Here is a 26,532-nt window from a genome sequence, read left to right as displayed (position 1 = left end):
AAGTCTCCCTGAGATGAAGCATTAAAACCGCCTGCATTTGCATTGAAGTCACCCTGAGATGAGGCATTAAAACCGCCTGCATTCGCATTGAAGTCACCCTGAGATGAAGTATTAAAACCACCTGTATTACCGCCATTAAAACTATTTGTATTAGTAGAATCAAAAACGTTATTTGTATTGTTCTGCATATTAATGGGTTGCCCTGTCACAGGATCAAACATTGCCTGACCACCTGACGTATTCACATTAAAATCAGGTTGTCTTAAGTGTGGAATATCAAGTTTTCCCATATTAACAAGAAGAATTAAAATATTGTAAACAATTAAAATTAAACTTAAATAAAATGCAAAGCTGACATATCGTCCCTGATTTAAGATATCAGAATAAGATACAGTTTTGCTTAAGCCGTAAATTCCTGATAAATTTCCATCCGCATAATTAGTAAAGATAGAAATAATAGTATGTGACATAATCAATAATATTGCAATAATACCATTGATAACTGCATTAGTGATCGCCACTCTATTGGTCTTGTTTTCTATAAAGCGATATACACTAAGAGCACATCCGACAATACCGCCGACAATGGCCAAATAGTAAAGAGGCTTAATAAATCCCATGCCGGATGTATTACCTCTTAACAGGGCTGCCGTCCCTCCTAATCCTATATTTCTAATAATAAAATAAATAACAGCTACACAAACTCCGGTTACTATTCCTACAATAGAAACAATCTTCGGGTTTGATGCTTTCTTTAAATAGTCCATATATTTCCCTCCATAGTGATATTATACCTATTTTCCTTTCACAAGACAATGATTTGGTTATTAGTTTTTAATTTTAAAAGATATACAAAAAAATCATCTCATTATTCTTTACCATTCCAGCAATAAGTACAGCATTTCTCAGGATCAATATCACATGCCTCAAGTAAATCATCTAATCTATTAAAGCGAAGTGAAGTAAAACCTAATTTCTTTCTTATTTCTTCAACCATTAAATCGTATTTTTCATTATCAGGATCAGCATAATCATAAAGTGTTTCTAAAGGGACATCACTACCTTCAAATTCTTCAATAACACGTCTTGTAATTAATTCTCTATCAGAATTGCTACGAGAAAAATTAAGATACTTGCAGCCAAATAGTAATGGTGGACAAGCTGTTCTGATATGAACTTCTTTTGCTCCTGAATCATATAAAAATTCTGTAGTTTCTCTTAATTGCGTACCTCTGACAATAGAATCATCTATAAGCAATAAGCTCTTGTTTTCAATAAGTTCATGAACAGGAATTAATTTCATTTTAGCAATTAAATCTCTTTTAGACTGAATAGTCGGCATAAAGGAGCGAGGCCATGTTGGTGTATATTTAATAAATGGTCTTGAATAAGGGATTCCTGATTCTACCGAATAACCTAAGGCATGAGCAACTCCGGAATCCGGAACACCGGCAACCGTATCAATATGAATCGGCTTTTCTTTGTCTCTTTTAGCCAGATTGCTTCCACAATGATATCTCATCTGTTCTACAGATACTCCTTCATAGCGACTAGCCGGATACCCATAATAAACCCATAAAAATGTACAAATCCGCATTTTATTCCCCGGTGAAACAAGAGTGCGGCATCCATCATTTGTCATAACTGCAATTTCTCCGGGTCCTAATTCTTTATAGTCTTTATAACCTAAATTTAAATAAGCAAAAGCTTCAAAGGAAGCACAAAAACCTTCTTTTCTTTTTCCTACTACAATAGGCGTTCGTCCAAGCTTATCTCTTGAAAGATAAATACCTTTAGATGTTAACAGCATAACAGTCATTGATCCATCAATAATGTTTTGAGCATATTGCAGTCCTTCTATAAGATTATCTTTTGAATCAATTAAAGCAGCTACTAATTCAGTTGAATTGACAGCACCTCCGCTCATTTCCATAAAATGAGAATGCTTATGTGTAAAGATCTTATCTTCTAATTTCTTAAGATTATTTATTTTCCCTACAGTTGTAATAGCATAAATACCATGATGTGATCTTACAATTAATGGTTGTGGATCATAGTCAGAAATACATCCGATACCTAAATGGCCTTTCATTGTATGGATTTCTGATTCAAATTTTGATCGAAACGGTGAATTTTCTATATTATGAATAGAACGGTCAAAACCGGTTTCTTCATTATAGACAGCTAATCCGGCACGTCTTGTTCCTAAATGTGAATGATAGTCCGTTCCAAAATATAAATCAAAAACACAATCCTGCTTACTGGCAACACCAAAAAAGCCCCCCATAAAAAACTCCTCCTATTTTCAGCACCATTATAGCATTATTTTTTTAGATGAATAGAAATATTTGAGAAAATTAATAAATAGTTGCTTTTTATATAAATATCATAAGTTTACAAAGGATATTTTCTTTAATTTTAAAAAACGCTTTAAAAGATATGAATTTTTTGTTATAGTTTTAGGTGGTCGGCTTGAATTGAATGATGTACTAAAATAAAAACAATATTGTATATCATAGCCGTCGTATACAATTTCAGGGAGGAAATTATGGATAACGCAAAAAAAATCAAGTGGTATAGCTTGGCGTTTATGGCTTTCTCAACAGTTTGGGGCTTTGGGAATGTCTTAAATGGATTCATTTACTTTAATGGTATCCAAGTTATATTCAGCTGGATCTTAATGTTCGCTCTTTATTTCGTACCATATGCTTTGATGGTTGGTGAACTTGGTTCAGCATTTAAAAATCATGGCGGAGGTGTCAGCTCTTGGGTTCATGAAACAATGGGGCCTAAGCTTGCTTACTATGCAGGATTCACATATTGGGCTTGTCATATCACTTACATCGCCTCAAAAGGAAGTGGAGGACTAAAAGCATTAAGCTGGGTTGTATTCCAAAATTCAACAGTTTTTGCTAGTATTAAGCCGCTTTATATTCAGCTAGCTACATTAGCTGTATTCTTATTCTTTAGCTGGGTAGCTTCTAGAGGTTTAACACCTTTAAAAGCTTTAACAGGTGCTGCCGGAACATCTATGTTTGTTATGTCAATTCTATACATTATTATGATGTTTGCCGCTCCTGCTATTAACCCTAATTCTCATTTTGTATCAATGGACTTTAGCTGGAAGAATTTAATTCCTCAGTTTAATGGCAAATACTTTACAAGTCTGTCAATCCTAGTATTTGCAGTTGGCGGATGTGAAAAGATTTCACCTTATGTTAATAAAGTGGAAAACCCTGATAAAGGTTTCCCTAAAGGTATGATTGCTTTAGCAATCATGGTTATGGTTTGTGCTATTTTAGGTACAGTTGCAATGGGTATGATGTTCTCACCTGCTGAGATTGCTAAGAACTTTGACCATTATAATGCTAATGGAAGCTATATTGCATTCCAGAAACTGGGCGAGTATTATTCAATGGGTAATATCTTAATGATTATTTATGCAATCTGTAATACTATTGGTCAATTCTCTACATTAGTATTAAGTATTGATGCCCCATTAAGAATGTTATTAGACAACAAAGATGCAAGAGAATATATTCCATCTAAATTGTTAAAGAAGAATAAGTTTGGTGCTTATATTAATGGTATCTGGCTTGTTGTTATCTTATCCGGATCAATCATCTTAGTACAATCATTTGTCCCTGGTGCTGATAAAGTATTAACTCAGTTAACTAAGTTAAATGCTGTTTGTATGACATTACGTTATTTATGGGTATTTGCTGCCTATATCGCTTTAAGGACGGCTGTAAACTATGTCAAGTTTCCGGCAGAGTACCGATTTGTTAAGAATCAGGTTATTGCTAAATTCTTCGGTTTCTGGTGCTTTGGCGTAACAGCTGCCTGTGACATTTTGGGTATGTATGATGCTGATGGATTCACAATGGCATTAAAGATTATTGCTCCTTTAGTTTTACTTGCTTTAGGTTTAATCATGCCGGTTTTAGCTAAGAGAGAAAAAGAATCTCAGAATGCATAAAAGAATGAATGAGATATCCTAGGCATCTAGGATATCTTTATTATTTAATAAATGATAGAGGAGGAAAAAAATGTATAAAGAAGTATCACAAGGATTACTTGATTTCTTAAAGAAATCTCCTACAGCTTTTCATGCTATTGAAAACATAAGACAAACTCTCAAAGAGAATGGTTTTATTGAATTATTAGAAGGCAGTCATTGGCATTTGGAAAGTGGAAAAAATTATTTTACTACTAGAAATGATTCTAGTATTATTGCTTTTAAGATTGGTAATGATTTATCATCTTATAGTTATAATATTGTAGCTGCTCATAGTGACTCACCATCTTATAAGTTAAAAGAAAACTGTGAAATACAGTCGGATAAGCATTATTTAAAACTCAATACTGAAGGTTATGGAGGAATGATTGACAGTACGTGGCTTGATCGTCCTTTAGGTATTGCCGGACGTGTTTTAGTTAAAGAAGGAGATAGCTTCATTTCTAAATTATTAACTATTGATAAAGATTTAGTATTAATTCCTAATGTAGCTATTCATATGAATAGAGATATTAATAATGGCTTTGCCTTTAATAAACAGGTTGATCTGCTTCCTTTATTTGGAGGTAAAGATACAAAGCCCGGTGATTTCATGAAACTTGTTGCTAAAGAATTAAATGTTAGTACAGATGATATCTATGGCCATGATTTATTTTTATATAATAGACAGCCCGCTTCTATCTGGGGAGCTAACGAAGAGTTTATCTCCAGCGGGCATCTGGATGATCTCCAATGTGCTTATAGTGCTCTTCAGGCCATTTTAAAGGGATCACAGGATAAAAGCATTGATGTAATGGTAATCTTTGATAATGAAGAAGTAGGAAGCGGTACAAAGCAAGGGGCTGATTCTACATTCTTGTATGATGTCTTACAAAGAGTGAATACTGCCTTAGGCAAATCAGCAGAAGATTTTTATCAGGCTGTTGCTTCAAGCTTTATGATTTCAGCTGACAATGCTCATGCTGTTCATCCAAATCATCCTGAGCATACTGATAAAACAAATTGTACTTATATGAATGAAGGTATTGTTGTAAAAGCACATGCCGGTCAGAAATACTGTAGTGATGCGGTCAGTGTTGCATTATTTAAAGGATTTGCTCAAAAGGCTAATGTTCCGCTTCAATATTTTGCTAACAGAAGTGATAAAAACGGCGGAAGCACTTTGGGGAATATCTCACAGGCTCATATCTCTTTAAATTCAGTTGATGTAGGTCTTCCTCAACTTGCTATGCATTCATCATATGAAACTGCCGGGATTAAAGATACATACTATATGATTGAAGTTATGACAGAACTCTATAACTCTCATATTGAAGAAACGGCTGCCCATACTTTAACGGTTACTAAATAATGAAAGAAATTCTTTTTAAGGAAAATATAAAAAAAGCCAAAGAACTTGATGAAAAAGAATATCAGGACTATCTAAAGCTTAAAGATTATATTTTTAAGCATCATACTGATAAGCTTAAAGCAAATATTCTGTTAAGTCATGTTCTTGATGATTTAAAGAATCATCCTGATATATCAAGAAAAAAAGAATATCTTAGAAATATCAGTCAGACTATCTCTATGAAAAAAGAAATCAAAGAATATATTTCAGATAGTAAAGATAAATATAAGGCCTCTATGCTTGTTACAGTTATGACTGCTTGTATTCCTATTTTCTTTTTAAAGGGTGTTCTGAACAATCGCTTTTTAATACATCACTATGTAGATTCATTTATAGCCATTGTCGCATTCTATATAACTTTACATCAATTAAAAACTCAATATCAGATATGTAGAATATTACAGTTCAATAATGAACCTCTATCAATGATTCTCATATCTATTGGTATGAGTGTTATTGTCGCTGTAACAGCCGCGAAGTCACCTTTTGATTTTACCTTTTTCTTTATAATAGTTGGCGGTCTTGTTGCAGTAAAAAAATTTATGAAACAAATAGGTTCACGCATTACGTGAACCTATTTTTATATAAAAAAGGACTTATTATTAAGTCCTTACTAATCAGCTACTTTAACAGCTTCCTGATTGCGATATTCTTTTTTATCTTTTGAAGATGCTACATAATAAATAGTCTGATCTTCAGGTTTATAATAAATATCTAGTGTTTCTAACTTGTTTAAAACAACCTCTTTTGCTTTTAAATCCTCTTTGACTGCTTTCTCAATGTCTTTAACATCAACATCTTTAGCACCAAACTGGACAAGAATCTTTGTTTTCATTCAGTTCCCCCTCCTTATGTTGTTTAGTATAACATTATCCCTTTGAATTTCAAGTAAAAATCCAAATCATGAGCTTAAATAGAATTTTTTTTACATAAAAAATGGATTTTCTAAAATTAAGGGTCTCCTCTAAACCACATAATTCCAGAAAATCCTGTGCCCCATTGTAATAGTCCCCCACCAATGAACTATTACCGTAAAGATCTTCGCTGATAAACATCTATTATTATGTGATGAATACAGAATTAAGAATATCTTTACACAAGCATCTTAACATACTTAGCAATATTTGTAAATCAAACATAGCTAATTGACTATAAAATTATTCCTGATAAGGAAGTACAGCTCCTTTGTAGTTATCTTCAATATACTTCTTAACCTTATCACTCTTTAATGCCTTCACTAAAGCTTTTATTTTATCCTTATTCTCATTTCCTTTTTTAACAGCTACAATATTAGCATATGTCTTAGAAGCGGTAGATGTTGATTTCTCATAAGCTAAAGCATCTTTCTTTACATTATAGCCGGCAGTTAAAGCATAGTTTCCATTTAATACTACAAAGGCTACTTCTCCTGTTATTTTAGAAATTTGTGCTGCTTCCAATTCCTTAAAATCAATTCCATAAGGATTCTTAGTGATATCTTTGATTGTAGATTTAATATTTGTATTATCCTTTAATTCAATCAATCCATTTTCCGCTAATAATAATAAAGCTCTTGCTTCATTTGTAGTATCATTAGGAATAGCAATCACATCACCTTTCTTGATATCTTTTAAAGACTTTTTCTTACCTGCATAAATACCAAATGGTTCATAATGAATCTTTGCGACAGAAACAAGATTTGTACCATTCTCTTTATTAAAAGATTCTAAATAAGGCAAATGCTGGAAATAGTTTGCATCCTGCTCTCCTTCATCAACAGTCTTATCAGGTAATACATAATCAGTAAATTCTTTAACTTCCAATGTATATCCATCTTTCTTTAACTGTTCACCGGCAACTTTTAATATTTCTGCATGAGGTGTTGGTGAAGCCGCTACCTTAATAACTTTATCAGATGAGCTATTACCGCATCCTACTAATGATAATGCTAATACTCCTGTTGTTAATACATTTAATAATTTAATTGTTTTCATCATTTTTCTCCCTTATCTTTTAGTATTTGTATATTTATGATTAATGCCTTATAGGCTTACACATTCGTGTGTTTAACATAAACTCACGTCCCTTCCTTTTTGTCAAAATAAAAGAGAGCTGGTGATCAGCTCCCACAAAATAAATCGTGACCTAGCACACACCAAAACCAACCGCAATAAATCTATTGTAGTCCCACATTGTCATTCGCATTGTCATCATTGCATTGAAATATGTCATGGTACTGCTCCCCTTTTCTTTTAACTTATGAATGTATCATAATACAATTCCGGACATAAATAAAATATGTATTTCTTATTGTTTGTTATAGTAAATAACTATATCAGACAGCCCTATAATAAAAATAGATAGGTCTCCCTATCTATTCTTGTATAATATAAATAAATTTAGTTTCGTATTGAGCATCCTTATTTGTTTTTGTATACTGATAATCTTTCCCATACTGAACAAGCTGCTTAACCTTATTACTATCATTCTTTAAATCATCCAATGATTGAGTCAGCTTATCAATACCTTGACTCTTATACTGGCTAATTCCTCTACTTAATTTCTTTGCTCCCTGATCTAATCTATCTGCACCTTTTGAAAGCTGAGTAGACGCATTAGAAAGCTTTGCTGTGCCATTTGTGATTTGCAGAAAAGCGGAAGCAAGCTGACCAATTCCATCAGCAAGTGTATCAACTCCCTGAGTATATTGTCTGATTCCTTTATCAAGACTTACAGAGCCGTTAAATAAAGCTGCTATTCCTCCTGTCAATTTAGGTATAGAACTATTAACTGCATTTTGAAGCTGTGATGTTCCCTGTGCCAACTGTTTGATACCTTGGCTTATTTTATCAATATTTCCTTGATAATTATTAAGTAATCCAAATGTCTTTGTTATTGTATCAAATGCTTTCGCATCTTGCAGTCCCTTATAAATACCGCCATCCACGCTTTCAGGAACACTTTTCCCTTTGAGATAATAGTTTTCATAATAATTCTTGACCATAGATGCTAATTTTGTATCATCCATGCTTAAGATTGCAGAAGCCTTAGGAGCATCTTTTGTCGCATCCTGCAAAGCTTTCAACGCTTTCTGAGCATTATCAAAACGAGTCTTTGCAGCACTTAGAGAAGAAGCTGTAGGATTAGCAGATGATGACTGTAATGTTTTAATAGTTGTTATTACAGCTGTTAATGAAGATTTAGCTGCTTCAATAGCTTGAGTTCCGGCATTAATTCCTGCATTAACAGTATCCAGTGTCTTTTGTAAAGCTGCTTTTTTAGAAGCATCCTGTTCAACAGAAATCTGACTTTCTAAAGCTTTTTTCTGCTTCATAGCTGCATCAATTTTCTGCTGACCTTCATCAATACTCTTCTGAATCTGCTGACTTTTCTTCTGGAGTTCTTTAATCAATCCGCTAAGTGTCTCTAGCTTAGTTAATTCACTAGTAGCCTCTGCCATTTCTTTAATAGCTGCTGACTGCTTGTTTAAAGCTTCCTGTGATAAGCTTCCAGCAATTTTTTTAGAAACAGAAGCTTTAATTCCATAAGCTGCTGACTGATAAGCCGAATCTTTAACTTGATCTAACAACTGCTTTGTTCCATCACTTAATGTTGTACTACTATTACTATTAACCGCATTATTGAGATCATTGGCACCTGTACTTAATCTTTTAACAGCATCAAGCAGCTGATTTAGATTATCTTTATTACCATAAAACTGCTTTAAACCATCTACAAGTGCATAAGAGCCTTTTCTCAACTGTTCACTATTCCCGCTTATTTTTGAAGCACCTGATGAAGCTTCTTTAATTTTAGAATAATATACCTGTGTTCCATTATTTAAATTCTTTGTTGCATTATCTAATACTTTTGTCCCTTCTTTTAATTGAGATGTTCCTTTTGTAAGTTCATTTGATCCTAAAACAAGCTGATCTGTTGCTTTCTTTAAGTCATCTATAGAATTAAAAGAGCCGTCAATCTTATCTAATACCTTATTAATATCCTTTGATTCTAATAATTTAGGTGTAGCTGCCATATAAAATGATTTTAATGAAAAATCAGTTGTATCAAAAGAAATCGTAATATGATTTAAATCTTTAAGTTTTTCTTTCTTATTAAATGATTCATATAATCCCGGAGCAGCCAGTCCTATAATAACATTATTTTTTCCATTATTTACTACCTTACCGTTTGTGACAGTAATATTCTTATTTGTATCTGATGGTAGAGTAGAAGCTAATACAACCACAAAAGGCGTATATATCTTTTGACCCTTATAATCATGGACTTCATTATTAATATAATCAAAAGTAATTTCTACTTTTCCTTTTTGACCATCAACATCAGAAGGCTTTACTTCTTTTCCATTTAATTTATAGGTTGTTTTAATTTTTAAAGGAAGCTGTTTAGACAGTTTTCCCTGATAAAAAATATCTTCTCCTTTTGATGACCATGAAATATTCTCACCGTTTTTAATATATTTCTCATCTCCGGAAATATTTTTAATATTCTCTAAATCTGAATAATCATTAATTGTTTCTTTCTTACTGCTAGAAAGATGCTCACTGACAACCTGATAAGTTACATTGCCATCTTTATCTGTTTTAGTATAAACAGTTTCTTCTTTTTCATAAGCCATAACCGGTACTGAAGCAATCATAGATGCTGTTATCCCGGCAGTTAAAGCTGTCATTATTTTCTTTTTCATATTACATTTCCTCCTTAAGACTTAATCCTCTAAATCCTTTCGTTGTTTTAATAATAAGCTTATCAAATGTAAGCAATAAAGCTGGTACGATAAATGCTACAGTAATCATTGAAATCAATGCACCTCTTGAGATCATCATACAAATAGATGAAATCATATCCATATTAGAATATAATCCTACTCCAACAGTAGCCCCAAAGAAACACATTGCTGATACAAAGATAGAATTAACAGAACTACTGATAGCTGTTCCTACTGCTTCTTCTTTGCTTGCATCCTTCCTTACTTCCAGATATTTTGTACTCATTAAAATAGCATAGTCAATAGTTGCTCCAAGCTGTATTGTTCCTATCACAATAGAAGCTACAAATGGTATTTTTACTCCTGTAAAATAAGGAATACCCATATTAATAAAGATTGCAAATTCAATAGCTGCCACCAATAGAATAGGTAATGAAAAGCTCTTTAATACAACTATCATAATAATAAAGACTACTAAAATAGAAGATATATTAACATGAGTAAAATCAGTATCTGCAATAGTAACCATATCTTTCATTAATGGCCCTTCTCCACATACAATAGCATTCTTATCATAGCTTTTTGCGATAGCATTTACTTTAGTAATCTGATCATTTAATTGAGAAGTTGCTGTCTCATATTTACTTGATAAAAGTATCATCTGGTGTTTCCCATCATTAACCATACTCTTTATATCATCTGACAGCATATCTTCAGTTATTCCAGCTTCTGCCAGTTTGCTAAGCGAAAGAGTCATTTCAATACCTGATATTTTATTAAACTTATTGATCATATGATTGACTGATGATGAAGATAAATCACTGCTTACCATCACAAAATATGGTGAAACAATTTTAAATTTCTTTTTTAATTCATCATTTGCTTTAACACCATCTAGTTCTTTGGGAAGTCCGGAGGTTAAATTATAATAGCTTTGAGTATGAGCTTGTCCATAGTAAGCAGGAACTAATCCCACTAAGAATACTATCATTATAACCTTATAATATTTAATTACAAATGATTTTATAAAAGTAAATTCAGGAATAATCACTTTATGCGCTGTCTTATAAATAATCTTATCACAGACAAGAACAAGAGCAGGGAAAAGTGTTAATACTGTTATAACACCGAAAACAACTCCTTTTGCCATTACAAGACCAATATCAGTGCCTAAAGTTAAAGTCATGGTACATAGTGCTAAAAAGCCGGCAACCGTTGTAAGAGATGATCCTACAACTGATACTATTGTTTCTTTTATAGCCATCTCCATTGCCTGATCTTTACTATCATAGACTTTTTTCCATGATTCATACTTATGATACAGGAAAATAGAAAAATCAGTGGTTACACCTAACTGTAACACTGCTGCAATAGCTTTAGTAATATAAGAGATCTGACCAAAAAAGATATTAGATCCCATATTATATAATATTGCAACACCAATATTACCTAATAATAAGAATGGAACAAAGTAAGAATCTAATGAAATCATTAAAATAAGCAGGCAGAGAATAACAGCTATCAGAACATAAATGAAAACTTCTTTTTCAGCAATTTCTGCCGTATCTAAAGTCGTAGCACTCATTCCCGAAACCTTAATATGAGATTTCATTTTCTTTATCTCTCTAATCGCATTTAACGTCTTATCATCTGATGTAGACTCAGTAAAAGTAACAATAATCAGATTAGATTCATTCTTTTTTACTTTACTGACAACATCCTTGGGAAGTATCTCAATAGGTATGGAATATCCAATAATATCATAAACACTTCCCACTTTATTCACAGAGTCAACCTTTTTAATCTCTTCTTCTAAAGAAAGAATCTGCTTAGCATTCATTCCTTCAGTAATTACAACCGCAAAGGCCCCCTGCTTAAAATCTTTTGTCAGAATATTCTGTCCTTTCATTGTCTCTACATCCTTAGGAAGATAAGAAACCAGATCATAGTTAATTTTTGTTCCCTTATAACCTATAATAGAAGGGATAAGCAATAATAAACTAATACTAATGATTAACCATTTTCTTTTAGTAACAAAATGACTAAATGCATTCATATAATAACCTCCTAAATGACTATGAGTCATTTTTAATACACAAACATACTAGCACTAAAATGACCTGCGGTCAATTTATATTATCAAAAAATTGACTAAAAGTCATTTTTTTGATAATATATTTACAGGTGGTGTTATATATGGAAGTACTACAAGAGTTAAAAAGTAAAATAGAACAAAATAAACATGAAAAGAAAATGAAGCTTTTAAATGCAGCCTATAATCTTTTCGGGACTATCGGTTTTGATAAGACCTCCATTCAGGATATCGTTCATCGTGCTGGAGTTGCTAAAGGAACTTTCTATCTTTATTTTAAAAACAAAGAAGATATTAGAAATCAGCTAATTAGTACCAAAGCTGAAGAGCTTTTTAAACAGGCTATTACTTCTATTGATTTCAGTATCTTAAAATCTTTTGAGGATCAGCTGATTTATGTAATTGATTATGTAATTAATAAATTTATTGAAACAGATGAACTTATTACATTCATTGATCGTGATTTATCTATCGCTTTTTATTCTCATGAAATAAGTCGTATTTTTAATAATAATGCATTAGGTTTATATGGGCTATTTATTCAAGGAGTTAAAAATGAAAAGCTCCCTTTAGCTAATCCTGATATTACATTTTTTATGATTGTTGAATTGATCGGAACAACTGTTTTTCGCTGTATCACAAAGAAAACACCTTGTGATATACAGACATTTAAGCCTTATCTTTATAAAGCTATTAATGCATTGCTTCATTATACTTAAAAGAGATTCCTTAAGGAATCTCTCTTTTTTATTGGCGTGCCCAGCAAGAATCGAACTTGCATTCTTCAGTTCCGGAGACTGATGCGTTATCCGTTACGCTATGAGCACAGACTTCCCTATTATTATAACATATCTTATTTATTTGTAAGCATTTCTATTGACTTTTTATTATTTTTAAATTATTATATAAACATAATAGTAATCATTACTATTATTAATAGGAGGATATATATGACAATAACAAATGCTTTTAACCATTATTTAGCTAATTTAGCAGTTATGAATTTCAAATTACATAACTTACATTGGAATGTAGAAGGATTACAATTTGCAAGCGTCCATTCTTTTACTGAAGATGCTTACAATACTTTATTTAAATATTTTGACGATGTTGCTGAGATACAAAAAATGTATGATACAATACCGGACTCTACTTTAGCTGACTATTTGAAGAATGCAACTATAAAAGAGGAGCCGGCTAAAAAGTTTACCCCAAATGAAGTATTTGAAATCCTTAAAGCGGATTATACAGCATTAAGAGAGGAAGCTGCTGACTTAAGAAAAGCATGTAATGAAAAAGACTGGTTCTCTTCTGCAACATTATTAGAAGATCAGATTGCTTATTATAACAAACAATTATGGTTTATTAAAGCAATTCTAGGATAAGAAAAAAATCACCTCATCATGAGGTGATTTCTTTATAATAAATTCTTATCATAAATAGCTCTTTGACCGCCTGTATATTTAATACGACTTTTTGCACAAATAATAGAAGCTTCTCCAATTTTATTAATAGATAGTCTGGTTGGAACTACGATAGGGTGAATATGCATTCCAATCAATGTCCCACCAATATCTATTCCGGCTGCTGCCTTCGCCTTAATATCTTCTACTAAAACAGGATCTTTCATATTTCTATAGCTAACGGTTGCAAAAGCACCGCCGGCATGATTTTCATTAGGAATAGCATTAACCTGCTCAAAATCATATTTTTCCATAAGCTCTCTTTCAATAACTAAAGATCTATTGAGATGTTCACAGCATTGAGCAGCCATATAAATTCCCGGCTTCTCTAATTCTAAAGAAAATACTTCATATAAAATTTCAGCTACTGCCAAACTTGTATGAGTACCAATCCGTTCACCTAATATTTCACTTGATGAACAGCCTATCACAAGAATTTGACCTTTTTTTATATGTGATGCATTAATCAATTCTAATATTGTTTTTTTTGCCTGTGCTCTTATATCTTCTAAATTCATCATTCTACCTCTCAAGTTTTCTAAAAAAATCCAGCAAGTTTCCTTTAAAACATACGAGTAAAGCAATGATACTGCCTAAAAGTGCCTGAGCTATCTCATAAGGAAGTTTGAGCATTGCATATTGGAATGTAGAGTATACAAATGTTTTACCTAAAGTATATCCTATTACCATAATAATACTGCCTATAATAAGTGCAATCAAAGATTTTTTTAAAAACTCATCTTTATCAGCAGCTTTTGTATGAACAATATAAGAAATCACAAACGCCTGTAATCCATGAACTATCAGTGAAACAAACATTGGAGCAGGATAGAAAATCATATCTCCTAAAAATGATCCAATGCCTCCTACTAATAAAGCAGCAAACGGATCCAATAATAAAGCAGCAGTACATATAATAGCATCACATAAATATAAGTGACCGCCTGGTACAGGAATACCGAAGCTTGATAATCCTATGTTAATAGCCATAAACAATCCGGTTATTGTGATCCATAATACTTTCTTATTCTCTTTTAATTTTACTATTCCATACGATGTCTGCATAATTTTTACCCCTTTATTAGGATAATAGTTATTTGACATGATATAAATAGTCAATTTAATATTTTTTTATATAGTCAGATAAGCCCATTATTTAATAGAAAAAGGATCATAAGATCCTTTTTCTGATTATTCTTTTAATTTCTTTCTTTTTTCTAATAAGACAAAAATAATAATACCAATCAATGAAAGTCCGGAAAGATAGAGAATATGGAATGATGTCTTATCACCTGTAGAAGCAGCTTTTTTAATCTTAATATTGAGCTTCCCTTGTTTTGTTTTTATTTCTTTCTCTGTCTTTTCAGCTTTGATTTTTACCTTATTATTCTCTATTTCTTTTACTTTTGGTCCGGTTTCTTCTTTAAGTTTTTCATAAGAAATTTCTACATCAAGATTTTCCGGTTTTATATCTTTCTTTTCAAAAAGTAAAACAATCGACTGAGTAATAGCTTTATATCCGGGAATATTCTTTGGATTAATAGTCAATGAATTAATTGTAGGGACATAAACAGTCTTTTTTGTAACTAAATCCGTATCTGCTTTATATATAACTTTTCTAATATCTTTTTCTTCATCTTTGATATTCTTATAATGAATCGTTACAGTTATTTCAATATCTGTCTGTTTATGTTTATGCTTATAAACTGCTTTGTATGTTTTTATTGCATTTGCATCAAATTTACTATCCTCTTTTAATTCACTAGATACAAGTTCATAGTTTTCCTGTTTTTTTAGCTTATGACTGATTAACTGACCATGACTTCCGGTTAATTCTTCAGTTTCAATCTCTTTCTGATTATCCTGATCATAATATACAATCTTTGCTTTAGCTTCTTTAGCTTTATAAATAACTTCATATTTATTGCCATTGAGCTTATATTTTTCATTAACTAAAGCTTCTTTTAATGACTTAAAGCCATTGATTGTATATGTATATCCTTTTCTTTCCAAATCTTTGTCAGTAATATTAAATGTAACCTGAGAATGAATTTTTCCTGTAGAAATATAGTCTCCTTCAGGATTTAATGAAAGAATATTCTTTGGATCATTTTTAGAAATAAGCTGAGCCTGTACTTTTTTATAATCATATTTAATATGAATATCTCTATTTTCTTTTAACGGAGCAGCTATTACTTTAATAAAATCTGCTAAATCACTATCTTTATCAATAATTTCTTTATCTTCAAACTGTGGATGCTTAACTTCTTTAGTCTTTAAGTCACCCTTTAATTCATGCCATATAACATCTTTAGTATCAATTGGCTTTCCTTTTTCGTCTAATTCCGGTTCTTTACTTACATCAATCAAATTACCATCCTTATCAGATGCATAATATTGCTTTTCCTCTTTTTTAATAGGATTCATCTGACTTAATACATTAGCCTTATATCCTAAATCTTTATCACTGTTTGTAGAAATACCTGATTTCTCATATTTAAAGTGATTATTAGGGTTTGTATAAGTAACTGTTAATGTAGATAATGTCTGTTTATCTGTCTTACTGATTTCTTTATTATTATGAAGATAATGAATATTCTGAGTTTTTTTCATTAATTTCATAGTCGGCTTAGAAGGAATAAAGAGAACTGTGGTTGAGAGATATTCCATAGTTATATTCTCTTCTTTATTAAATTGACCAATCTTATTGTAAAGATTCTCTGAATTACTTGTTACTATAAAAGCATTCGTAAAGTCGTTGCCATTAATATTACCGGTTTTATCTTTATGCTTAGCACCATAATAATAATTATCGCCCTTTCTACCAATAGTCAGTTTACGATTATTATCCGGTATTCTATTATTGTTAAAGATAACAAGATATTTGTCTTTAGTTTCCGGATTAGTCAATTCATAAGTAATAATACCTGAATTCTCCTGAGCATTGGTAATCTTCATTACTGAATGAATGTCTTTAAAATTACTTTTATGTAATAAAGCTTCATTTTGTCTGAATGTCAGCAATGATTTCATAAAATTAACTGAATCAGCATTTTCCTTAATTTGATTCCAATTAATCATATTCTTTTCATCACCGGCATTATATGTGTTATGATCACCTTTCTTAGATTTTAAGAACTCCTGGCCTATCTGAACAAAGTTAATACCCTGAGATAATGCAGACATAGAAGTCGCAAATTCAACTCTCTTCTTATGAGCTTTATCATCATCATGAGGATTATAGTATTTCATTAAATCAGCTAATGTCTTACCATCATGTACTTCTACATAATTAAGCTGCTGAGAAGCATTGATATAAGGTTTACCTTTATGACCGCCTAGCATACTGTCACACACATCGGTTGGATTCTTATGAAAACTGCTTTGATTATTGACAAAGCCTGCCGGATTAGGATTGTCATAAACTGATCCTGAAATAGCATCTCTACCTTTTGAATCAAAGAAAGCATATTTAGGAAGCTTAGAAGCATTTGAAATACTGCCCGGACCATTATCACTAGGAAGATACTTTCCCATGCTGTCCCATCCTTCTCCATAAGTACAGATTTTCGGATCAATAGAATCAAGAACTTTTCTAATTTCATTTAAAGTTTTTATATCTAAATCTGACATAGCATCAAATCTAAATCCATCCATTCCATATTCAATAGCCCAATATGCTACAGAATTAACAATATAGCGTCTCATCATTTCGCAGTTTCCCCTTACTGCATTTCCAACACCTATATCATTATTCATTTTCCCATCACTATTCACTGCATAATAATAACCCGGACAGGTATATTCAAAAGGATTATTTTGTCCTGCATAAAGATGATTATAAACAACATCCATAACTACATTAATGCCTGAATTATGAAGACCTTGTACCATCTGTTTTAATTCTTTTATTCTTACTTTCGGATCAGCCGGATCTGATGCATAGGAACCTTCCGGTACATTATAGTTTTTTGGATCATAACCCCAGTTTTGTTGATCATCACTTCTAAAACTATTTGATATTTCATTATTTTTCGGATCATTTTTAGTAAGTTCCGGAACTGTTTCATAATCTGATACAGGTAAAATCTGAACATACTTAACACCTAGGTATTCAAGATAATCAATACCTGTTTTTTGCTTTGTCTGTGGATTTATTGTTCCTTTTTCAATAACCCCTAAATAATTTCCTCTATTCTCCTCTTTAACTCCTGAATTCTTTGAAATAGTAAAATCTCTGACATTCATTTCCATAACAGACATCTGAGTATAAGAAGAAACTCTTTTATTCTTAGAATTATATACTTTATCCCCAATTTTTGAAGGATCAAGAATAACTGAACGATTCCCATCTCTTACTGTTGCTACACTATAAGGGTCCTGTGTTACTACCGTTTTAGATTCACCAATATAAAACTGAGCAATCTTTTCTTTTCCTTCAGTAGTCTTAATACTTGTTCCATCAGCTGAATTAATATACTTATCAGCTACATATTTCCATTCATTATTACTTTGTTTTTCCCAGTGTTCAGTCTTTTGAATAAAATATGAATGAGGCATAGTTAATTCTAAATCATAGGCAACCCCATCCATACTATGAATACCATACTTAGAAAGTGTATCTTTAGATAAATTAATACTCCATACACCTATTGTATTCTTTTTATGATCTCCATAGTTAGCATCTGTACCTTTAATCATAGGTAATGATTTATAAGATGCTTCATCTTTGTTTACACTCTTATAAAGACGTATATTGACTTTCTCAGCAGTAGGTGCCCAAACATTAACCTTAGCAGATCCGTCTTTATTAAGAACAGCACCTAAAGCTCCGACTTTTCCTACTGTTTTTAAGGCTTTATTTTCAACTATTTTATCTTGATATCCATAGCGTAAATCAAAATCATGACTTTGAACATTTAAATAAAGTGAATACCAATCATTCTTTTCATTATGAAAAACATCCGTAGCAGTATATTTATTAATAGGTGCTTCCATATCATTAATAACTTTTCCATCATTAGGTAATTCATTTGCAAAATGATCTTCTTTGGTAATAAGATATTTTAATTTCTTAACACCTTCACCGGCCTTAATAACCGCATACTGTTCCTTTTCTTCTCCACTTACTTCTCGCTTAATCATCGGAATAAACTTCTGATCTTTATCTGTCTTTGTATCCCAAACATAAAGATAATACTGATGATTATTATCTTTAGGACGATAATGAATCACAACATCGCCCGGATCTTTTTTAATCTTATTTCTATTAACCGCAGCGATAATTTCTTCATTTGTAGGTGGTGTGTTGACCGCATAAGCACTTTGCATAGCAGTAAAAATCATTGAACTAAGCAGAATACTTAATACAATCTTTTTAAGTTTCATATACTTCATTTCTTCATCTCCTTTTTTGTATTAATAACATCATATAACCGCTTACATATTTATGAAATATTAAGATTCTTTGTTTTCTTTCTTTTTTATTAGATTTGTCTTACAAAGTAAAAAAATAAAGTATTATTCCATGAATAATAATGAATAAGTATTTTGTATTCCATCTATTATGCTAAAATTTTTAAAGCTTATATTATTAGTAAATATCTTTTCTCTTTTTAAACTGCGATGAAAACAATAAATAAGTGGTTATCAACTATTTGTTGACAACCACTTATACTCAATAATTATTTAGGACAATATGTTAATTCACAAGATACATTTAAATGCTCCGGACTTTTTACTGTACTTATCTTAACAGTAAATGGAATATTATGCCCTTCATTCACTGTTACAGAAAGCATCTGATTATAAACCATTTCAGCTATTTCTTCTGGGAATATTTCTTTTCTTACAATTGTTTTTTTAATCCATTTATCCAATAATGAATAACTGAAATGGATTGGTTCAAAGTCATTAAAAGTGACTTCAATAAGAACATCATATTTCTTATTCTTAATATCAAAACAGGTAACCTGTTTTGATAGATGTGTTTGAAACTTCGGCTTTTTATTAGACATAGATATCCTCCCTTTATATAATTATTCTACTTCATAATATACAGTTATGTCTATGATTTTATTCTTTTATCTTTTCAATTGACATATTACCCGATTTGATTTTATCCATAATCATTTTTTCAGTAATAATATCATTATCACTGATTGTACCTATATTATAAGATATACCATCTTCCTTACTGTTTTCCTTGAACTGAGAATCTACCGGTGAAACAGATACATAAACATATGAATATGATGTTCTTGTTTCATCATTGTCGGAACTTGTTTCTACTTCTTTAATACGATAAATAAGATAAACCTGATCACTTTTATGATCATTTGTATAACTGTAATAAGATCCATAATATGAATAGCTATAGTTATCATATTCATTAGAAATATATTCTGAATTTAATTTCTTTTCTGCTTCTTTTTTTATATCTTTTAGAGTAGATTTTAAGAATTCTGAAGCATTCTTAAAATTATAAGATAATCCCTGCACAACAAATGTCTTCTCTGTATTTTTTAGTTTTATTTTTAATACTTTAGCTTCTTCTTTATTATAGACCGCAGTTACTTTAATGCTGTCTCCATTACTCAAAGTGCCATCTTCTTTGCTATAATCATATTTGATAGAATTTACAAACTCTGTCACTACTTTATTTTTTTGATTATAGATAGGATTATTTTTCATCTCAAAATGACCTTCTCCATTCTTTCCAGTAAATGTCATTGTCATATGAGAGGATATATCTATAGTTGATTTATCAAAATAATTAAGCCACAAATGATATCCGGTATAAGATATCAGTGATAAGCAGACTATAAATAATATAGCCAAACCTTTTTTACCTTTTAGAAAAATTAATGGTCTATTATCATTAAAGCTATAGTCAATACCTTTAATAGTTACTATTTTATTTGAAATAAGTAACAGAAAGATATTATAAATGATAATAAAAATACTTATATAAAAGATATAAAGCATATTATTGTCAAAACTCAAAATATCATCTAATTGATTATATATATTTAAAATCTGTGTTTGTCCTGTTGTTTTATGATCCACAAAGATAGTCTTAATAATCGATAATACATTGTATAATGCTATTTCTCCTTTAATAGAAATGATATATAAAGCGCTAAAACTACCATGATATAGTGTTTGTATTAAAACAACCGGCTGTCTGTATTTAATAAAATGATAAAGACCACAGATAGTTAATAATAAAACCAATATCATAAGTAAATAATATATTATATGAAGAAAAGTAATAAACGGAAGAAAGGCTTTGAATAATTCATAGAGCTGATTAAAAGTCATATTTCCTAATTTAATCTGACTGAAAGTTTCTCTCATAAGCAATGCTGCTGCTATTACAAGTAATGATAGAAATGATGAAGATACAAAAAATATTTTTTTAAAATTAATTGCTTTGTTTTGTTCCATAATTTCATCTCCCCTCTTCATTCTTATTGTATAATTAATTAAAAAGGTTTTCAAGGCATCTCCATTAAAGTAATATTAGCTATTTTTTTCTAGAATAAATTTTGTTATCTGCTGATGATAAGAACTTTTTTTATTTTTTCTCTAAGTATTTAAAATTAATTTAGTTTATATTATACTAAAATAAATATATTGATATATATAGGAGGTACAAAAATGAATAATAATTATGAAAATTTTGGACAAAGAATCAAACAATTAAGATTAGATAAGGGTTTTACACAACAAGAAGTTGCAACAGAATTAGGTGTAACACCGGGTTATATCAGCAATGTTGAGAATAATAGAACAGCCATGTCTATTCAGACAATGGTATTATTTGCTAAGATGATTGATATTACACTTGATTATTTAGTTGGGATTGCTGATAGTAAATATACAGACACTGCTGTTAACCACGAATTAAATACAGAACTTTCAAAACTTTCAAAAAAAGATAAAGAAAAACTGCTCAAAACTATCAAGATATGGACTGAACAGTAATTAAAGGAACTCCTTTAGAGTTCTTTTTTTATTGGATTTGATATGAAATTATACAAAAAAAGAGGGGGATGCCCTCTCTCTGCCCGGCAGCGTGCTCCTTTCGCCCTCTCGGACTATCTTCGCCGCTGTGATGCTTAACTTCCGTGTTCGGTATGGGCAACGGGTGTGTCCATCACGCCTTCACCACCGGATCTCTCGACGGTCCCTCAAAACCGGATTCCATACTTCTCGCTCTCTGACTCTCTCTCCGGTCAGGTCCTCGGCCTATTAGTGCCGGTCCGCTCAGCACGTCACCGTGCTTGCACTCCCGGTCTATCCACCTCGTCGTCTTCAAGGGGCCTTACCCTTTCGGTGGGAGGTCTCATCTCGGAGGGGGCTTCGCACTTAGATGCCTTCAGCGCTTATCCCTTCCGGACTTGGCTACCCAGCTGTGCCGCTGGCGCGACAACTGGTCCACCATCGGTCCGTCCGCCCCGGTCCTCTCGTACTGGGGACAGCTCTCCTCAGACCTCCTGCGCCCACGACAGATAGGGACCGAACTGTCTCACGACGTTCTGAACCCAGCTCGCGTACCGCTTTAATGGGCGAACAGCCCAACCCTTGGAACCGACTTCAGCTCCAGGATGCGATGAGCCGACATCGAGGTGCCAAACCTCCCCGTCGATGTGAACTCTTGGGGGAGATCAGCCTGTTATCCCCAGGGTAGCTTTTATCCGTTGAGCGACGGCCCTTCCATTCGGCACCGCCGGATCACTAAGCCCGACTTTCGTCCCTGCTCGACCTGTCTGTCTCGCAGTCAGACACCCTTATGCCTTTGCACTCGCTGCATGGTTTCCATCCATGCTGAGGGTATCTTTGGGCGCCTCCGTTACTCTTTAGGAGGCGACCGCCCCAGTCAAACTGCCCGGCTGGCACTGTCCCGTCGCCCGTCTCCGGCGTCCGGTTAGAGCCTAGATGCGCCAAGGGCGGTATCCCAACGTCGGCTCCCCCTGCGCTTGCGCGCCGGGTTCTCTGCCTCCCGCCTATCCTGTACATCACGCACCCAGGTCCAATGCCAACCTGCAGTGAAGCTCCATGGGGTCTTTCCGTCTAGTCGCGGGCAGCCTGCATCTTCACAGGCACTAAGACTTCACCGAGTCTGCAGCCGAGACAGCGCCCAAATCGTTACGCCTTTCGTGCGGGTCAGAACTTACCTGACAAGGAATTTCGCTACCTTAGGACCGTTATAGTTACGGCCGCCGTTTACTGGGGCTTCGGCTCGGAGCTTCGCTTTCGCTCACTCCTCCCCTTAACCTTCCAGCACCGGGCAGGCGTCACCCCCTATACTTCGGCTTGCGCCTTCGCAGAGAGCTGTGTTTTTGGTAAACAGTCGCTTGGGCCATTTTTCTGCGGCTCGCCTCTCAGCGAGCACCCCTTCTCCCTAAGTTACGGGGTCATTTTGCAGAGTTCCTTGGCTGCAGTTCTCTCGCTCACCTCGGGATTCTCTCCCTGCCCATGTGTGTCCATTTTCGGTACGGGCCGTATGTCGTTATTGCTAGAAGCTTTTCCTGGAAGATGCTCCTCGGCTTTCCGTACTTGCCTCAGCTTTCCGTATGCGTCACGCCTTCCCCTTATCAGAAACCGGTTTTCCCTGGTCTCCGGGTCTCTCGCTTACACCGGCTCTTCCGTCCGCCGGCACCGCCTTGCTTCTCCGTCACTCCTTCACCGCCATACGGGTACGGGAATCTCCACCCGTCTTCCATCGGCTGCGCCTCTCGGCCTCACCTTAGGTCCCGACTCTCCCAGGGTGGACGAACCTTCCCCTGGAATCCTTGGGCAATCGGTGTGTGGGATTCTTACCCACATTTCGCTACTCACGCCGGCATTCTCTCTTCCATGCGCTCCAGCCGCCCTTCCGGTCTGCCTTCGCCGCTGCATGGAACGCTCCCCTACCGCAGTCTCCTGCCCAGAGCTTCGGTGTCATGCTTAGCCCCGGTAAATTATCGGCGCGGAGTCATTCGACTAGTGAGCTGTTACGCACTCTTTCAAGGATGGCTGCTTCTGAGCCAACCTCCTAGCTGTCTGCACATCTCCACTTCCTTTTCCACTTAGCATGCACTTTGGGACCTTAGCTGCTGGTCCGGGCTGTTTCCCTCTCGTCTACGGACCTTATCACCCGCAGACTGACTGCCGCGCTTCTCCTCTGGGAACATTCGGAGTTTGATTATGCTCAGTACCGCGGGATGCGGCCATCGCATATTCAGTGCTCTACCTTCCCCAGCCACCGCGCGACGCTAGCCCTAAAGCTATTTCGGGGAGAACCAGCTATCTCCGGGTTCGTTTGGAATTTCACCCCTAGCCACAGGTCATCCGCCAACGTTTCAACGGGGGTCGGTTCGGTCCTCCATCGGGTCTTACCCCGACTTCAACCTGCCCATGGCTAGCTCACCCGGTTTCGGGTCTGCCCCGCGCGACTTCCGCCCTCTTCGGACTCGCTTTCGCTCCGGCTCCGCATCTTCTGCTTAACCTCGCCGCGCACGGCAACTCGCCGGCTCATTCTACAAAAGGCACGCCATCACCCTCTTGCGGGGCTCTGACTTCTTGCAGGCATATGGTTTCAGGTTCTCTTTCACTCCCCTCCCGGGGTTCTTTTCACCTTTCCCTCACGGTACTCGTTCGCTATCGGTCGCGCGCTAGTGTTTAGCCTTTCGGGATGGTCCCCGATGCTTCCGGCAGGATTCCTCGTGTCCCGCCGTACTCAGGATCTCTGCTCGCTTCCTCGCTTGCGCCTTCGGGTACGGGTCTCTCACCCTCTCCGGATGGGCTTCCCTGCCCATTCCCCTGACGCCTTCAATTCCGCTCTTCGCAGCTCCTTCTACCCCGCATCTCTGCGGTTTGGGCTCGTCCGCTTTCGCTCGCCGCTACTTACGGATTCTCTTTTGATTTCTCTTCCTACAGGTACTCAGATGTTTCACTTCCCTGCGTCTCGCTCCTGCGGGGCCCCTTTCGTTCGCCCCGCGGTGCTCCCCTCTTAGAGGAGCGGGTTCCCCCATTCGGATATCGCCGGATCTTTGCCTGCCTGCGGCTCCCCGGCGCATTTCGCCGCTTGCTGCGTCCTTCTTCGCCTTCGCGCGCCTATGGCATCCGCCATACGCCCTTTCTTTCCTGACCTTCTCTTGTCTTTCTTCTATGAGCTTGAGTTCTCTGCTTTTTTTCTTGCTGTTTCTCTTGCTTTTCTCGTTTCTTAGCTTTTTGCCCACAACAGATTTCAGACTCTCTTCTATCATCTCTGATCTCTTCTCTGAATTCTCTGTTATGTGTTTCGCAGAAAGTCTGATCTTCCGATCAGCCTTCCTTCTTGCTTGAAATATGTTATCCGGTTTTCAGGGACCCTCCCTTGAGTGTCTGAACACTCATAACCAAGTAGAAACGCTCTCTTCTCCCTAGAAAGGAGGTGATCCATCCCCACGTTCCCGTAGGGATACCTTGTTACGACTTCACCCCAATCATCAGCCCCGCCTTCGACAGCTCCCTCCCCTTGCGGGGTTGGGCCGCCGGCTTCGGGCGTTGCCGACTCTCATGGTGTGACGGGCGGTGTGTACAAGGCCCGGGAACGTATTCACCGCAGCATGCTGATCTGCGATTACTAGCGATTCCAGCTTCGTGCAGCCGAGTTGCAGGCTGCAGTCCGAACTGTGAACGGGTTTCTGGGCTCCGCTCCGCCTCGCGGCTTCGCCTCCCTCTGCTCCGTCCATTGTAGCACGTGTGTAGCCCAGGCCATAAGGGGCATGATGATTTGACGTCATCCCCGCCTTCCTCCCCCTTACAGGGGCAGTCCCGCCAGAGTCCCCATCCTGAATGCTGGCAACTGGCGGCAGGGGTTGCGCTCGTTGCGGGACTTAACCCAACATCTCACGACACGAGCTGACGACAACCATGCACCACCTGTCTTCTCCTCCTTCCCTTTCGGCAAGGTCTCGCGCGTCTCCGCGCGATCGGATCGATGTCAAGGCCTGGTAAGGTTCTTCGCGTTGCTTCGAATTAAACCACATGCTCCACCGCTTGTGCGGGCCCCCGTCAATTCCTTTGAGTTTCATCCTTGCGGACGTACTACTCAGGCGCGATACTTAATGCGTTGGCTTCGGCACCGGGATGTGACTCCCGACACCTGGTATCGATCGTTTACAGCGTGGACTACTAGGGTATCTAATCCTATTTGCTCCCCACGCTTTCGGGAATGAGCGTCAGTGCCGGACCAGACCGCCGCCTTCGCCACCGGTGTTCCTCCATATATCTACGCATTTCACCGCTACACATGGAATTCCGCGATCCTCTTCCGCACTCCAGGCGCGCGGTTTCCATAGCCGCCCGAAGTTTAGCTTCGGGCTTTTACTACGGACCTTCGCGTCCGCCTGCTCCCTCTTTACGCCCAATGATTCCGGATAACGCTTGCCACCTACGTATTACCGCGGCTGCTGGCACGTAGTTAGCCGTGGCTTTCTCGCAGAGTACCGTCACGAAAAGCGCATTTCCTCGCTCTCCCGTTCTTCCTCTGCAACAGAGCTTTACAGCCCGAAGGCCTTCCTCACTCACGCGGCGTTGCTCGGTCAGGGTTCCCCCCATTGCCGAAAATTCCCTACTGCTGCCTCCCGCAGGAGTCTGGGCCGTGTCTCAGTCCCAGTGTGGCCGTCCGCCCTCTCAGGCCGGCTACGCATCGTCGCCTTGGTGGGCCTTTACCCCGCCAACTGGCTAATGCGCCACAGGTCCATCCGTCAGCTGTCCCCGAAAGGACACTTTAACTCAACGAGGATGCCCTCCTTGAGCCTATGCGGTCTTAGCAGCCGTTTCCAGCTGTTGTCCCCCTCTGACGGGCAGGTTCCCCATGTGCTCCTC

The 26,532-nt window shown here is 35.9% G+C and carries 17 protein-coding genes, 1 tRNA gene and 3 rRNA genes; 6 read left to right on the top strand and 15 right to left on the bottom strand.

Annotation, left to right across the window (positions count from 1 at the left end; all coding sequences use genetic code 11):
* Both HMPREF9943_RS10165 and HMPREF9943_RS02490 read right to left on the bottom strand, forming a co-directional pair.
* The coding region (locus HMPREF9943_RS10165; RefSeq protein ID WP_004801697.1) for a hypothetical protein at window positions 1-767 on the bottom strand (767 nt) is incomplete at its 3' end.
* Between the two features lie 101 nt (window positions 768-868).
* Window positions 869-2,287 carry an amidophosphoribosyltransferase gene (locus tag HMPREF9943_RS02490; protein ID WP_004801696.1) on the bottom strand — a complete coding sequence of 473 codons (1,419 nt, stop codon included), beginning with the start codon at window positions 2,285-2,287 and terminating at the stop codon, window positions 869-871.
* 261 nt (window positions 2,288-2,548) lie between these two features.
* On the opposite strand from HMPREF9943_RS02490, the gene HMPREF9943_RS02485 reads away from it, so the two are divergent.
* The 3 genes from HMPREF9943_RS02485 to HMPREF9943_RS02475 all read left to right on the top strand — a co-directional run bounded on the left by HMPREF9943_RS02485 (window position 2,549) and on the right by HMPREF9943_RS02475 (window position 5,980).
* The gene (locus HMPREF9943_RS02485) at window positions 2,549-3,979 is read left to right on the top strand and encodes an amino acid permease (RefSeq protein ID WP_004801695.1); all 1,431 of its coding nucleotides are present in this window, start codon (window positions 2,549-2,551) and stop codon (window positions 3,977-3,979) included.
* A 70-nt stretch (window positions 3,980-4,049) separates the two neighbouring features.
* Window positions 4,050-5,369: a M18 family aminopeptidase gene (locus HMPREF9943_RS02480; protein ID WP_004801694.1), complete on the top strand. Its 1,320-nt coding sequence runs from the start codon at window positions 4,050-4,052 to the stop codon at window positions 5,367-5,369.
* On the top strand, window positions 5,369-5,980 hold the full coding sequence (locus HMPREF9943_RS02475; protein WP_004801693.1) for a hypothetical protein: 612 nt from the start codon (window positions 5,369-5,371) through the stop codon (window positions 5,978-5,980). The genes HMPREF9943_RS02480 and HMPREF9943_RS02475 overlap by 1 nt, the downstream gene beginning before the upstream one ends.
* 41 nt (window positions 5,981-6,021) lie before the next feature.
* Here the strand turns inward: HMPREF9943_RS02475 and HMPREF9943_RS02470 are convergent, their stop codons facing one another.
* The 4 genes from HMPREF9943_RS02470 to HMPREF9943_RS02455 all read right to left on the bottom strand — a co-directional run bounded on the left by HMPREF9943_RS02470 (window position 6,022) and on the right by HMPREF9943_RS02455 (window position 12,172).
* Window positions 6,022-6,243 carry a DUF6465 family protein gene (locus HMPREF9943_RS02470; RefSeq protein WP_004801692.1) on the bottom strand — a complete coding sequence of 74 codons (222 nt, stop codon included), beginning with the start codon at window positions 6,241-6,243 and terminating at the stop codon, window positions 6,022-6,024.
* A 322-nt stretch (window positions 6,244-6,565) separates the two neighbouring features.
* Window positions 6,566-7,381 carry a MetQ/NlpA family ABC transporter substrate-binding protein gene (locus HMPREF9943_RS02465; protein WP_004801691.1) on the bottom strand — a complete coding sequence of 272 codons (816 nt, stop codon included), beginning with the start codon at window positions 7,379-7,381 and terminating at the stop codon, window positions 6,566-6,568.
* Between the two features lie 380 nt (window positions 7,382-7,761).
* Window positions 7,762-10,095 carry a YhgE/Pip domain-containing protein gene (locus tag HMPREF9943_RS02460; RefSeq protein WP_004801690.1) on the bottom strand — a complete coding sequence of 778 codons (2,334 nt, stop codon included), beginning with the start codon at window positions 10,093-10,095 and terminating at the stop codon, window positions 7,762-7,764.
* Window position 10,096: 1 nt separating this feature from the next.
* Window positions 10,097-12,172 (bottom strand): efflux RND transporter permease subunit, encoded by a 2,076-nt coding sequence (locus HMPREF9943_RS02455; RefSeq protein WP_004801689.1) that lies wholly within the window; start codon window positions 12,170-12,172, stop codon window positions 10,097-10,099.
* A gap of 140 nt (window positions 12,173-12,312) precedes the next feature.
* On the opposite strand from HMPREF9943_RS02455, the gene HMPREF9943_RS02450 reads away from it, so the two are divergent.
* Window positions 12,313-12,927: a TetR/AcrR family transcriptional regulator gene (locus tag HMPREF9943_RS02450; RefSeq protein ID WP_004801688.1), complete on the top strand. Its 615-nt coding sequence runs from the start codon at window positions 12,313-12,315 to the stop codon at window positions 12,925-12,927.
* A gap of 32 nt (window positions 12,928-12,959) precedes the next feature.
* On the opposite strand, the gene HMPREF9943_RS02445 is transcribed toward HMPREF9943_RS02450, so the two are convergent.
* Window positions 12,960-13,035: transfer RNA gene (locus HMPREF9943_RS02445), tRNA-Arg, on the bottom strand.
* A gap of 123 nt (window positions 13,036-13,158) precedes the next feature.
* On the opposite strand from HMPREF9943_RS02445, the gene HMPREF9943_RS02440 reads away from it, so the two are divergent.
* The gene (locus tag HMPREF9943_RS02440; protein WP_004801687.1) at window positions 13,159-13,593 is read left to right on the top strand and encodes a Dps family protein; all 435 of its coding nucleotides are present in this window, start codon (window positions 13,159-13,161) and stop codon (window positions 13,591-13,593) included.
* Between the two features lie 32 nt (window positions 13,594-13,625).
* Here the strand turns inward: HMPREF9943_RS02440 and HMPREF9943_RS02435 are convergent, their stop codons facing one another.
* The 5 genes from HMPREF9943_RS02435 to HMPREF9943_RS02415 form a co-directional block, all read right to left on the bottom strand.
* Window positions 13,626-14,189 carry a TIGR01440 family protein gene (locus HMPREF9943_RS02435; protein WP_004801686.1) on the bottom strand — a complete coding sequence of 188 codons (564 nt, stop codon included), beginning with the start codon at window positions 14,187-14,189 and terminating at the stop codon, window positions 13,626-13,628.
* 4 nt (window positions 14,190-14,193) lie between these two features.
* On the bottom strand, window positions 14,194-14,736 hold the full coding sequence (locus tag HMPREF9943_RS02430) for an ECF transporter S component (protein ID WP_035581792.1): 543 nt from the start codon (window positions 14,734-14,736) through the stop codon (window positions 14,194-14,196).
* Between the two features lie 126 nt (window positions 14,737-14,862).
* Window positions 14,863-19,068: a type I pullulanase gene (gene pulA / locus HMPREF9943_RS09655; protein ID WP_004801684.1), complete on the bottom strand. Its 4,206-nt coding sequence runs from the start codon at window positions 19,066-19,068 to the stop codon at window positions 14,863-14,865.
* A 287-nt stretch (window positions 19,069-19,355) separates the two neighbouring features.
* Complete coding sequence (locus HMPREF9943_RS02420) at window positions 19,356-19,688, bottom strand: hypothetical protein (protein ID WP_004801683.1); 333 nt, start codon at window positions 19,686-19,688, stop codon at window positions 19,356-19,358.
* Window positions 19,689-19,746: 58 nt separating this feature from the next.
* Entirely contained in the window at window positions 19,747-21,120 is a 1,374-nt protein-coding gene (locus HMPREF9943_RS02415) for a hypothetical protein (RefSeq protein ID WP_004801682.1), read from the bottom strand.
* Window positions 21,121-21,333: 213 nt separating this feature from the next.
* Here HMPREF9943_RS02415 and HMPREF9943_RS02410 point away from each other — a divergent pair, with 213 nt between their 5' ends.
* Entirely contained in the window at window positions 21,334-21,660 is a 327-nt protein-coding gene (locus HMPREF9943_RS02410) for a helix-turn-helix domain-containing protein (RefSeq protein WP_004801681.1), read from the top strand.
* Between the two features lie 81 nt (window positions 21,661-21,741).
* On the opposite strand, the gene rrf is transcribed toward HMPREF9943_RS02410, so the two are convergent.
* The 3 genes from rrf to HMPREF9943_RS02395 form a co-directional block, all read right to left on the bottom strand.
* Window positions 21,742-21,851, bottom strand: a 5S ribosomal RNA gene (rrf, locus tag HMPREF9943_RS02405).
* 56 nt (window positions 21,852-21,907) lie between these two features.
* Window positions 21,908-24,810: ribosomal RNA gene (locus tag HMPREF9943_RS02400) — 23S ribosomal RNA — on the bottom strand.
* A gap of 276 nt (window positions 24,811-25,086) precedes the next feature.
* Window positions 25,087-26,532, bottom strand: a 16S ribosomal RNA gene (locus tag HMPREF9943_RS02395); the annotation flags it as partial.

The organism is Eggerthia catenaformis OT 569 = DSM 20559 (genome assembly GCF_000340375.1).
In the GTDB taxonomy this organism is placed as follows: Bacteria; Bacillota_I; Bacilli_A; order Erysipelotrichales; family Coprobacillaceae; genus Eggerthia; species Eggerthia catenaformis.
This window is presented reverse-complemented; position numbering and strand designations above follow the sequence as displayed.

Bases quoted from the DNA above. Each gene is read 5' to 3' on its own strand.
- HMPREF9943_RS02490 (WP_004801696.1), bottom strand. From the start codon at position 2,287: ATGGGGGGCTTTTTTGGTGTTGCCAGTAAGCAGGATTGTGTTTTTGAT.
- HMPREF9943_RS02485 (WP_004801695.1), top strand. From the start codon at position 2,549: ATGGATAACGCAAAAAAAATCAAGTGGTATAGCTTGGCGTTTATGGCT.
- HMPREF9943_RS02480 (WP_004801694.1), top strand. From the start codon at position 4,050: ATGTATAAAGAAGTATCACAAGGATTACTTGATTTCTTAAAGAAATCT.
- HMPREF9943_RS02475 (WP_004801693.1), top strand. From the start codon at position 5,369: ATGAAAGAAATTCTTTTTAAGGAAAATATAAAAAAAGCCAAAGAACTT.
- HMPREF9943_RS02470 (WP_004801692.1), bottom strand. From the start codon at position 6,243: ATGAAAACAAAGATTCTTGTCCAGTTTGGTGCTAAAGATGTTGATGTT.
- HMPREF9943_RS02465 (WP_004801691.1), bottom strand. From the start codon at position 7,381: ATGAAAACAATTAAATTATTAAATGTATTAACAACAGGAGTATTAGCA.
- HMPREF9943_RS02460 (WP_004801690.1), bottom strand. From the start codon at position 10,095: ATGAAAAAGAAAATAATGACAGCTTTAACTGCCGGGATAACAGCATCT.
- HMPREF9943_RS02455 (WP_004801689.1), bottom strand. From the start codon at position 12,172: ATGAATGCATTTAGTCATTTTGTTACTAAAAGAAAATGGTTAATCATT.
- HMPREF9943_RS02450 (WP_004801688.1), top strand. From the start codon at position 12,313: ATGGAAGTACTACAAGAGTTAAAAAGTAAAATAGAACAAAATAAACAT.
- HMPREF9943_RS02440 (WP_004801687.1), top strand. From the start codon at position 13,159: ATGACAATAACAAATGCTTTTAACCATTATTTAGCTAATTTAGCAGTT.
- HMPREF9943_RS02435 (WP_004801686.1), bottom strand. From the start codon at position 14,189: ATGAATTTAGAAGATATAAGAGCACAGGCAAAAAAAACAATATTAGAA.
- HMPREF9943_RS02430 (WP_035581792.1), bottom strand. From the start codon at position 14,736: ATGCAGACATCGTATGGAATAGTAAAATTAAAAGAGAATAAGAAAGTA.
- pulA (WP_004801684.1), bottom strand. From the start codon at position 19,068: ATGAAGTATATGAAACTTAAAAAGATTGTATTAAGTATTCTGCTTAGT.
- HMPREF9943_RS02420 (WP_004801683.1), bottom strand. From the start codon at position 19,688: ATGTCTAATAAAAAGCCGAAGTTTCAAACACATCTATCAAAACAGGTT.
- HMPREF9943_RS02415 (WP_004801682.1), bottom strand. From the start codon at position 21,120: ATGGAACAAAACAAAGCAATTAATTTTAAAAAAATATTTTTTGTATCT.
- HMPREF9943_RS02410 (WP_004801681.1), top strand. From the start codon at position 21,334: ATGAATAATAATTATGAAAATTTTGGACAAAGAATCAAACAATTAAGA.